The following is a 9,489-nucleotide window of genomic DNA, read 5'->3' as shown; positions in this document are numbered from 1 at the left end:
GCTCGACGTCGCCCTGTCGGGAGCGCCGGCCGGCGCGCCGGTGCTGCTGGTCGCCCACCAGCCGCGGCAGGTCGCCCAGGCCGCGGCGGCCGGCGTCGACCTGCAGGTGTCGGGTCACACCCACGGCGGGCAGATCTGGCCGTTCCACTACCTGGTCCGCGTCGACCAGCCGACCGTCCACGGCCTCACCCGCCACGGCCCGACCCAGCTGTACACGACGCGCGGCGCGGGGTTCTGGGGTCCGCCGCTGCGCGTCTTCGCCCCGAGCGAGATCACGCTGTTGACGTTGCGGGCGAACCCGGCCGTGTAACACGTGCGGCTGCCGGGTAATCGGAAGCGCATGACTGTTCGGTTCGCACAGTGCACGCTGGACGTACGGGATGTCGGGCGCATGGCGCGGTTCTGGTCCGCGGCGCTCGGCTTCGACGTCCGGCACGAGGATGACGGGTCCGCCCACCTGTACCCACCGGCCGGGGCACCCGGGGACGTGCCGTCGATCTGGCTGCAGAACAGCGGCGGCCCCAAGCAGGAGAAGAACCGGTTCCACCCCGACCTGCGGCCGACCGACGGCGACGTCGACAAGGCGGTGGCGCGGCTGCTGGAGCTGGGCGCCCGCCACGCCGACGTCGGCCAGACCGGGGACGAGGGGTTCATCGTGCTCGCCGACCCGGAGGACAACGAGTTCTGCGTGCTCAAGGGGGAACCGCGCGGCTGGACACCGGGCGGCTGGACATCGGGTTAGGCGTCCCGTAGCCGCAGGGCCGCGGCGCCGGCCAGCAACGCCGCCGCGGCCCACAGCGCCAGCACGCCCAAGCCCTGCCACGGGCCGATCGGCTCGCGGTCCAGGTTGATCGTCACCTGGACGGCCAGGCCGGCGGTCATCGGGCTGAGCTCGCGCAGGCGGTCGTGCCAGTCGGGGTCCGCGACCAGGGACGTGACGATCGGCGTCAGGTACAGCAGGCCGAGCACCACGCCGACCGCCGAGGCCGCGTCGCGGACGATCGCGGCCACGCCGACGCTCAGCAGCGCGACCAGGGCCAGGTACAGCACCGACCCCACCGCGGCGCGCAGGACCGGGGGCTGCGACAGCGAGAGTCCACCCGGGATGAGCGCGCCGCCCACCGCCACCGACGTCAGCACGGCCGCCGCGCCGGCCACCACGGCCAGCGCGGCGACCACCGAAGCCTTGGCGGCCAACACGTGCACGCGCCGCGGCACCGCCGTGAGGGTGGTGTGGATCATGCCCGTACCGTACTCGCCGCCCACCGTGGCCACCGCCAGGACCACCACGACCGCCTGACCCAGCGCGACCCCCATCAGAGCCGACTTCGCGGGGTCGCCGCCGGCGGGCATCGCGTCCGCCGCCAGGTAACCCAGCAGCGCGGTGAGTGCCACGACGGCGACCAGCAGCCACGCCGTGCCGGGGACGGTGCGCGCCTTCGTCCACTCCGCGTGCAGCACGCTCACGCGTCCCTCTTCCGCAGGGCCACCGCGGCGAGCACGACGGCGGCCACGGCGTACCCGCACAGCACCGCGAAGCCGCCGGCCGGGGACAGCGGGAAGAAGCCGTCCGCCGGGGTGTAGCTCGCGCTGACCTGCGGGTACTCGCGCACGCTCTGCTGGACCGCGAACGCCGCCGCCGGGGTGACGGCCGTCAGCCACTCGGCCGGGGCGGGCGGCAGCACCGACGCGACCGCCAGCAGGTAGGGCAGCACGATCCCCACGGTCACGGCCGTGACCGTGCCCGCCCCGCGGCGCAGGAGCGTGCCGACCGCGACCGCGAGCACCGCCGCCACCCCGAACAGCAGGCCGGTCCCCACGACCACCCGCACCTCGGTCCACGTCGCGACCGGGTACAGGTAGAAGCCCTTGGCGACCTCGAGCCGCTCGACCAGCGGGATCGCCAGGGCGGACGAGACCACACCGACCACGAAGGACACCCCGCCGACCACGATCGCCTTCGCGGCGAGGAGTTGGCCGCGCCGCGGGTTGGCGGCGAAGCTGGTGCGGACGAGGCCGCGCCGGTACTCGCTCGTGACGAACATCGTGGCGACCACCAGCACGGCGATGAGCCCGGCGAACGCCCCGATCAACGCGTTCTCGACGGTCCTGCCCAGCCCGCCGCCGGACTGGACGACCGGCACGATGTCACCGGTGCCGCTGATGGTGAACCGACCGGCGTCCTCGGTGAACCCGTTCGCCAGCGGGGCCTCCCCGCCGAGCCGCCCGCCCCGCCAGTCGGGCGTCCAGTCGCCTTCGGTCCGCACCTGGTCGAACGTGGTGGTGGCGACGGTGGGACCGCTGTTCTCGGTGACGCTGCGGAACGACTCGTCCCGGTCGACGTGCTGCGGTGACGCTACGAACATGCCGGCCTCGACGCTGCTGCCCAGGTCCACCTCGGCCGTGGCGATCGTGGTCCACATCCGGCCGTCCGGGGACACCGCGCCGGTGAGCCTGTTCCCCGCGCGGGACAACCTCAGCCAGTGGCTGTCCTGGCCGGACCGCGGCCCCGCGACGTCCTCGGTGAAGTCGTACTGCATGCGCACGCCGTGGGCGCCGGTGGTCAGCACCGACGCGTACGCCGAGCCCTCCCTGGTGCTCCGCTTGACGATGACGCCGGCCTTGGCCCACGGTTCGGCGTCCTCGAGGGCGGCGACCCGGGCGGTGATGGCGCCGTCGCCGGTGAGGGTGCGGTGCACGAAGTAGAACGCGTCGAAGGCGGGCGTGCCGTCGGGTCCGGTCGGCGGGTGCTGCCCCGCGCACTTCTCGCCGTGCGGGCCGGCGCAGTGGAAGCCGCCGCCCGCGGGCCCGAGGAGTCCGATGAGGACGGTCAGCGGGATCGCGACGACCATGCCGACGACCCAGCCGCGGACGGTCCGGAACTTGGTCCACTCCGCGTGCACGAGGTGTTTCACGGCTCCACCGCCCGGAAGTCGACCGCCTCGCGGGTGAGCTCCATGTAGGCCTCCTCCAGCGTGGCGCGGTGCGCGCTGACCTCGGTGAACGGCACACCCTCCGCGGTGAGCAGCGCGATGAGGTCGGCGGCGGCGAACCCGTCGACGGTCAGGGTGTCGGCCCCGGTCGCGGCGACGGTCGCGCCGGCCCTCGCCAGGACCGTCATGGCCTGGGTGCGCGCGGTGGTGCGCAGGGTGATCCGGTCCCCGGACGCGGCGGCGATCAGCTCGGCGACCCCGGTGTCCGCGATGACCCTGCCGCGCCCGACGACGACCAGGTGGTCGGCGGTGTCCTGCAGCTCGCTCATCAGGTGGCTGGACACGAGCACGGCCCGGCCCTCCGCCGCCTTCCGCCGCAGGAAGGCCCGCATCCAGATGATGCCCTCGGGGTCCATGCCGTTGAAGGGTTCGTCGAGCATGAGCACGGGCGGGTCACCGAGCAACGCGGCGGCGATGCCGAGGCGTTGGCGCATGCCGAGGGAGAACCCGCCGGCCTTGCGCCGCGCGGCCGGCCCGAGCCCGGTGGTGGTGATGACCTCGTCGACCCTGGCCACGGGCAGGCCCTGGGAGTGCGCCAGCCAGAGCAGGTGGTCGCGCGCCGAGCGGGACGGCTGGAGCGCACCGGCGTCGAGCAGCGAGCCGACGTGCGTGAGCGGCCGGCGCAGCTCCCGGTAGGGCCGCCCCCCGACGAGCGCGTGCCCGGCCTCGGCGGCATCGAGCCCGAGAACGACGCGCATGGTGGTGGACTTCCCGGCCCCGTTGGGCCCGACGAACCCGGTGACCTGCCCCGCCGCGACGGCGAAGGACATCCCGTCGAGCGCGGTGGTCCCCCCGAACCGCTTCCGCAACCCGACGACCTCGATGGTGGCTTCCATGCTGTGGGAGGTTATGGAGTCGAGGGCCCCGCAGTCGTCCCGGCGAGGAGCCATCCTGGGCCTCCCCGACAGGAGTGAAGGACGTCGCTCGTGGGAGTGACGCCAGGGCCGCTGCCAGCGGAGACAATGACCGCCATGCGCGAAGGAGACGGCCACCCGCCGCCGGACGCCCAGCTGCCACCCGGCCAGCTGTCCGCGACCGCGTGGAACCGGTTTTGTCGGTGGCCCCCGATAGGCTGGAAGACGGAGATTCTTGCGGTAGAGGCCGGTGGCTGGGGCCTTCGCGCGGAGTGGGAACGTGTTCGGCTGGGGCGGGTCGTTGTCTTCCTGTTGGGGGTTGGTGCGGTTGGGGAGGCGTTCGGGCGGTCGCTGGGTGCCGAGGTCAATGTCGAGTTCGGGCTCACGCTGTGTCTGCTCGCCGTTGCGGGGACCGTTCCGCTCGGGTTGGTTCGGCCGGGCGCCGCTGCTGTTCTCGTTGTCGCGGCCGGGTTTCTCTCGCTGGCGTTGCTCGAGGTGCTCACCGTCGGGGCGGCCGTGGTGATCGTGGTGGCGCTGGGGCGGGTGGCGGCCCCGTGGGCGCAAGCGCTTGCGGTTCCCTTCGTCGTGCTCGCTCTGGTGCGGCCCTCCGCCATGACCGTGTTGCTCGCCGCGCTCGCGCCCACCGCCGTGTGGGCCGGTGTGGCGATGGCCGCGCGCAAGGAGGCGCTCCTGCACCGGGCCGCGCGGCAGGCCGTGGCCACCACGCTCGTCGAGCACACCGCCCGTGGGGAGCGGGCCAGGATTGCGCGGGAGCTGCACGACGTGGTCGCGCACCACATCTCCATGATCGCCGTGCAGGCCGAGACGGCCCGGCTCACCACGCCCGGGTTGCCCGACCTCGGGGCGCGGCGGTTCGCCGAGATCGGGGACCGGGCGCGGGCCGGGCTCACCGAGATGCGGCGGCTGCTCGGCGTCCTCAGGGAAGGCACCGACGCCGAGCTGAAACCCCAACCGAAGCTCACCCAGCTCGTCGACCTGCTCGACGACGCCCGTCAGTCCGCGGGCGCGCGGCTCATCGTCTCCGGTGCGCCCGTGCCCCTCGATCCCGGCGTCGAGCTGGCCGCCTACCGGATCGTCCAGGAGGCCCTCACCAACGCCCGGCGGCACGCGCCCGGTGCCGCGGTCGACGTCGAGCTCAGGTACGGCGGCGAGTTGCGGGTCAGGGTCCGGGACAACGGGCCGGGGACCGCCACCCCCGCCGGGCACGGGCTCGCCGGGATGCGGGAACGGGCGGCGGCCGTCGGTGGCACGCTGCGGGCGGGGCCGGTCGACGGCATCGGCGGGTTCCTCGTCGAGGCCGTTCTCCCCGTGGCGGACTCGTGATCAGCATCGTCGTCGCCGACGACCACGAGGTGGTGCGGACCGGGTACGCGGCCCTGCTCGACACCCAACCCGACTTCGCCGTCGCCGGGACCGCGACCGACGGGGTGGAGGCGGTCCGGCTCTGCCGGGAGCACCGGCCGGACGTGGTGCTCATGGACGTCCGCATGCCCAACATGGACGGCATCGAGGCCACGCGGCGGGTCAGCGCCGGCGCCCGGGTCCTGATCCTCACCACGTTCGACCTCGACGAGTACGTCTACGACGCGCTCCGCGCGGGCGCCAGCGGGTTCCTGCTCAAGGACGTCACCGCCGAGCGGCTGTTCGACGCGGTGCGCGTCATCGCGGCCGGAGAAGCCCTGCTCGCGCCGACGGTCACGCGCCGGCTCATCGGTGAGTTCGCCCGCCTGCGCCCGCAGCCGCGGCCACCGGAGCTGGCGACGCTCACGCCCCGGGAGACCGAGGTCCTGCGGCTGGTCGCGGAAGGACTGTCCAACCCGGAGATCGCCAGGCGGCTGGTGGTCACCGAGGAGACGGTCAAGACCCACGTCAGCCGCATGCTCGGCAAGCTCGGGCTCCGCGACCGCACCCAGGCCGTCGTCGCCGCCTACGAGTCCGGCCTGGTCCTCCCCCGCGGCCACCTGTCCTGAACCACGTGCACGCCCGTCAGGGCACGGGGGACTGGCCGCCGTCGACCGAGAGCATCACGCCGGTCAGGTAGGAGGCCGCCGGGGACAGGACGAACGCGGCCACGCGGCCGAACTCGTCCGGGTCGCCGTAGCGGCCCAGCGGGATCGCGGCCAGCGACGCCGCCCGCTGCTGCGGGGTCGACCGCTCGTCCAGGTAGGCCATCCGGCCGGTCGCGATCCGGCCGGGCAGCAGGCCGTTCACCCGGATCCCGCGCGGTCCCAGCTCGTTCGCCAGCGACTTGGCGACCATCGCGAGACCCGGGCGCAGGCCGTTGGAGATGCTGAGGTTGGCGATCGGCGCCCGCACCGAGGACGACAGCACGAACGCGATCGACCCGCCCTCCTCCAGTGCGGCGCCGACCGTTCTGGCCAGCCGCACCGCGCCGAGGAACATCGACTCGAACGCGGCCTGCCACTGCTCGTCGGACACCCCCGTGACCGTTCCCGCCGGCGGCCCGCCGGTGCTCAGCAGCAGCCCGTCCACCCGGCCGAACCGCTCCCGCGCGACGTCCAGCAACCGGCCGGGCGTCTCCGGGTCGGCGTTGTCACACGCCACCCCGACCGCGCCCAGCTGACCGGCCGCCGACTCCACCGCGGCGGGTGAGCGACCCGTCAGCACCACCCGCGCACCCTCGCCCACCAGTGCGGACGCCGTCGCGAAGCCGAGTCCCTTGCTCCCGCCGGTCACCAGGTACACGCGGTCCTTCAACTCGAGATCCATACCCCCATGAAACCGTACGAGCGGCGCTGAAACCCAGGTGAAACCCCACTGATCCGCCCGCGCCGCAACCTTTCGGCATGAACCAGAACACGGCAATCGGGGTCACCGGACTCCGCAAGAGCTTCGGGGGGCAGGTCGTCCTCGACGGCGTCGACCTGCACGTCCCCGCCGGCACGATCTTCTCGCTGCTCGGCCCGAACGGCGCCGGCAAGACCACCGTCGTCCGGATCCTCTCCACGCTGATCACCGCCGACGCCGGCACGGTCGGCGTCGCCGGGCACGACCTCGTCACCGACCCGGACGGCGTCCGCACGGCGATCGGCGTGACCGGCCAGTTCTCGGCGGTCGACAAGCTGCTCACCGGCGAGGAGAACCTGCGGCTGATGGGTGAGCTGTACGGGCTGCCCAAGCAGGAGTGCCACCGCCGCGCGGCCGAGCTGCTGGCGCGGTTCGACCTGGTCGAGGCCGGGAAGAAGCCCGCGGCCACCTACTCCGGCGGCATGACCCGCCGCCTGGACCTGGCGATGACGCTGGTCGGCGAGCCGCGGGTGATCTTCCTGGACGAGCCGACCACGGGCCTCGACCCGCGCAGCCGGCACGCCATGTGGGACATCATCCGCGAGTTGGTGGCCGGCGGCGTGACCGTCCTGCTGACCACGCAGTACCTCGAGGAGGCCGACCACCTCGCGGACCGGATCGCGGTGCTCGACCACGGCCACATCGTCGCCGAGGGCACGGCCGCCGAGCTGAAGCGGCGCATCCCGGGCGGCCACGTCCGGCTGCACTTCGCGGACGTCCGGGAGCTGGACACCGCCGCCCGCATCCTGGCGGGCGGAACGCCGGACGCGGAGTCGCTGACGCTGTCCGTCCCCAACGACGGCAGCCGCCGCGCGCTCAAGGCACTGCTCGACCGCCTCGACGACGCCTCGATCGAGACCGAGTCGCTGACCGTCCACACACCCGACCTCGACGACGTCTTCTTCGCCCTGACCGGACACGACACCGACGCACGGGAAGAGCTGAGCCGATGACCGCCATGACCCAGTCCGCGACCATGCTGCGCCGCCACCTGCGCCACCTCGTCCGCTACCCCAGCCTGATCATCGCCACGATCGCCGTCCCGGTGGTCATGCTGCTGCTGTTCTCCTACATCTTCGGCAACACGATCTCCGCCGGTGTCAGCGGCTCGGCCGGGCACCTCGACTACATCGACTACCTGGTCCCGGGCATCCTGCTGATGACCATCGCCTCCGGCGCGCTGCAGACCGCGGTGCAGATCCGGTCGGACATGAACGAGGGCATCGTCGACAGGTTCCGCACCATGCCGATCTCCCGCACCTCCGTGGTCACGGGGCACGTGTTCGGCAGCGTCATCCAGAACGTGGTCACCGTGGTGCTGCTGGTCGGCGTCGGCCTGGCGCTGGGCTTCCGGCCGACGGCGGGGCTCGTCGAGTGGCTCGCGGTCGCCGGGCTCACGGTGCTGGTCTCGTTCGCGATCACCTGGCTCGCCGTCGCGCTCGGCCTGCTCGCGAAGACCGTGGAGGGCGCCAGCAACACCCCGATGGTGCTGTCGTTCTTCCTGCCCTTCGTGTCCACGACGTTCATCCCGCTCGCGTCGCTGCCGGCCGGGATCCGCGGGTTCGCCGAGTACCAGCCGTACACGCCGATCATCGAGACCCTGCGCGGCCTGCTGATCGGCGGCCCGATCGGGCACTACGGCTGGCTCGCGGTCGGCTGGGGCGTGGTCCTGACCGGACTCGGCTACCTGTGGTCGAAAAAACTCTTCAGCCGGCGGGCCTGATCCGCCGTGCCCGCAGCGCGGTGAGGGCCGCGTGTCGCAGGTGGTCCCGGTCCAGGCCGGCGTACTCCGACAACGCGTCGGCGTACGCCGGCCCGTCGGCCTCCTGGACCGCGGCACGCACGTCCTCGACGGTCAGCGTCGGCCGGAAGCCGCGCAGGACCTTGAACTGCTCGGCCAGCGCGACCAGCCGCACCCCCGACCCCACCGCGCCGAGCGCGACGTCGGCCGCGCCGAGCGCGACCAGCGCCGCGCCGGCCAGCTGCTGCTCGATGACGTACACCGGCGGCCGCTCGATCGGGTTGGCCAGCATCCGTTCCAGCCGGCGCGCCAGCTCCGCCATGAGGTCGGCGACCAGCTCCGCCCGGCCGAACCGGGCGTGCGCGCCGACCGCCCCGACCCAGGTCTCCAGTACCCACGGCGGCACGTCGTCCCCGGTGGCAGTCCCGGTCGCACCGTCGGTGGTGTCCTCCGCCGGCGCCGCCAGCACGGCTCGGCGCCACAGGCGCAGGCCCTCATCCACCTCACCGCGGGCCAGCGACAGCTCGGCCCGCGCCGCGAACAGGAACTGGAACGCGGCGTCGTCGGCGTCGGCGTCCGGGTTGCCGGAGTTGTCGGCGGTCGCCCGGCCGAGCCAGTGCGCGGCCTCGTCGAGGCGCCCGAGCTGCAGGTTGGCGATCATCATGCCCCAGTACACGCCGACCATGTCGCGGGGCGCGCCGATCGCGCCGAGGAGCCGGACGGCTTCGGTGAAGGAGGCCAGCGCCTCCTCGCTCCGCTCGGCGCGCAGGGTCAGTTCGCCGATTCGGGAGAGCGACACGATCCACAGCCACGGCGTGGCGCTCGTGCCCCACGCGGCGAGCATCGGGGCACAGCAGTCGATCGCGGCCAACAGGTCGCCGTCCTGCTCGGCGAAGTAGCTCAGCATCATCCCGGCGACCACCGCGACCTCCGCATGCCCGCTCCGGACGAACGCGCGGAGCGCGATGCGGTCGGGCGCGAACACGTCCGGGTGCGCCAGCATGGTCACCATGGCACGCCGCGGGTTGTCGGGTGTCACCCGGGCGAACCGGCGCAGGACGAACAACATGCG

Annotated in this window: 10 protein-coding genes and 1 pseudogene; 6 read left to right on the top strand and 5 right to left on the bottom strand. The window is 73.3% G+C overall.

What is annotated here, in order from left to right; all coding sequences use genetic code 11:
- Both ACJ73U_RS35295 and ACJ73U_RS35290 read left to right on the top strand, forming a co-directional pair.
- Positions 1 to 310 (top strand): metallophosphoesterase (locus ACJ73U_RS35295; RefSeq protein ID WP_407782099.1); only part of this gene is annotated, 310 nt, incomplete at its 5' end.
- 30 nt (positions 311 to 340) lie between these two features.
- On the top strand, positions 341 to 742 hold the full coding sequence (locus tag ACJ73U_RS35290; RefSeq protein WP_407782098.1) for a VOC family protein: 402 nt from the start codon (positions 341 to 343) through the stop codon (positions 740 to 742).
- On the opposite strand, the gene ACJ73U_RS35285 is transcribed toward ACJ73U_RS35290, so the two are convergent.
- The 3 genes from ACJ73U_RS35285 to ACJ73U_RS35275 are packed head-to-tail and all read right to left on the bottom strand — an operon-like array spanning position 739 to position 3,829.
- Entirely contained in the window at positions 739 to 1,467 is a 729-nt protein-coding gene (locus ACJ73U_RS35285) for an ABC transporter permease subunit (RefSeq protein WP_407782097.1), read from the bottom strand. The genes ACJ73U_RS35290 and ACJ73U_RS35285 overlap by 4 nt on opposite strands.
- Positions 1,464 to 2,915 (bottom strand): ABC transporter permease subunit, encoded by a 1,452-nt coding sequence (locus ACJ73U_RS35280; protein ID WP_407782096.1) that lies wholly within the window; start codon positions 2,913 to 2,915, stop codon positions 1,464 to 1,466. The genes ACJ73U_RS35285 and ACJ73U_RS35280 overlap by 4 nt, the downstream gene beginning before the upstream one ends.
- A complete protein-coding gene (locus tag ACJ73U_RS35275) occupies positions 2,912 to 3,829 on the bottom strand; it encodes an ATP-binding cassette domain-containing protein (protein WP_407782095.1) in 918 nt (305 codons plus the stop codon). The genes ACJ73U_RS35280 and ACJ73U_RS35275 overlap by 4 nt, the downstream gene beginning before the upstream one ends.
- 135 nt (positions 3,830 to 3,964) lie before the next feature.
- Here ACJ73U_RS35275 and ACJ73U_RS35270 point away from each other — a divergent pair, with 135 nt between their 5' ends.
- The gene (locus tag ACJ73U_RS35270) at positions 3,965 to 5,191 is read left to right on the top strand and encodes a sensor histidine kinase (RefSeq protein WP_407782094.1); all 1,227 of its coding nucleotides are present in this window, start codon (positions 3,965 to 3,967) and stop codon (positions 5,189 to 5,191) included.
- On the top strand, positions 5,188 to 5,838 hold the full coding sequence (locus ACJ73U_RS35265; RefSeq protein WP_407782093.1) for a response regulator: 651 nt from the start codon (positions 5,188 to 5,190) through the stop codon (positions 5,836 to 5,838). Before ACJ73U_RS35270 ends, ACJ73U_RS35265 begins: the two co-directional genes overlap by 4 nt.
- 16 nt (positions 5,839 to 5,854) lie before the next feature.
- Here ACJ73U_RS35265 and ACJ73U_RS35260 read toward each other — a convergent pair whose 3' ends face one another.
- Positions 5,855 to 6,598: an SDR family oxidoreductase gene (locus ACJ73U_RS35260; RefSeq protein ID WP_407782092.1), complete on the bottom strand. Its 744-nt coding sequence runs from the start codon at positions 6,596 to 6,598 to the stop codon at positions 5,855 to 5,857.
- Positions 6,599 to 6,675: 77 nt separating this feature from the next.
- Here ACJ73U_RS35260 and ACJ73U_RS35255 point away from each other — a divergent pair, with 77 nt between their 5' ends.
- Positions 6,676 to 7,629, top strand: a complete 954-nt coding sequence (locus ACJ73U_RS35255; RefSeq protein ID WP_407782091.1) for an ATP-binding cassette domain-containing protein — start codon at positions 6,676 to 6,678, stop codon at positions 7,627 to 7,629.
- Positions 7,626 to 8,399, top strand: coding sequence for an ABC transporter permease (locus ACJ73U_RS35250; protein WP_407782090.1), 774 nt, complete (start codon positions 7,626 to 7,628; stop codon positions 8,397 to 8,399). Before ACJ73U_RS35255 ends, ACJ73U_RS35250 begins: the two co-directional genes overlap by 4 nt.
- Here the strand turns inward: ACJ73U_RS35250 and ACJ73U_RS35245 are convergent.
- Positions 8,383 to 9,489 (bottom strand): annotated as a pseudogene (locus ACJ73U_RS35245) (hypothetical protein); the annotation flags it as partial. The gene ACJ73U_RS35250 and the pseudogene ACJ73U_RS35245 overlap by 17 nt on opposite strands.

It is taken from the genome of Actinophytocola sp. (assembly GCF_045807065.1).
In the GTDB taxonomy this organism is placed as follows: Bacteria; Actinomycetota; Actinomycetes; order Mycobacteriales; family Pseudonocardiaceae; genus Actinophytocola.
The sequence above is the reverse complement of the archived record's forward strand: the minus strand, read 5'-3'. Positions and strand labels throughout refer to the sequence as shown.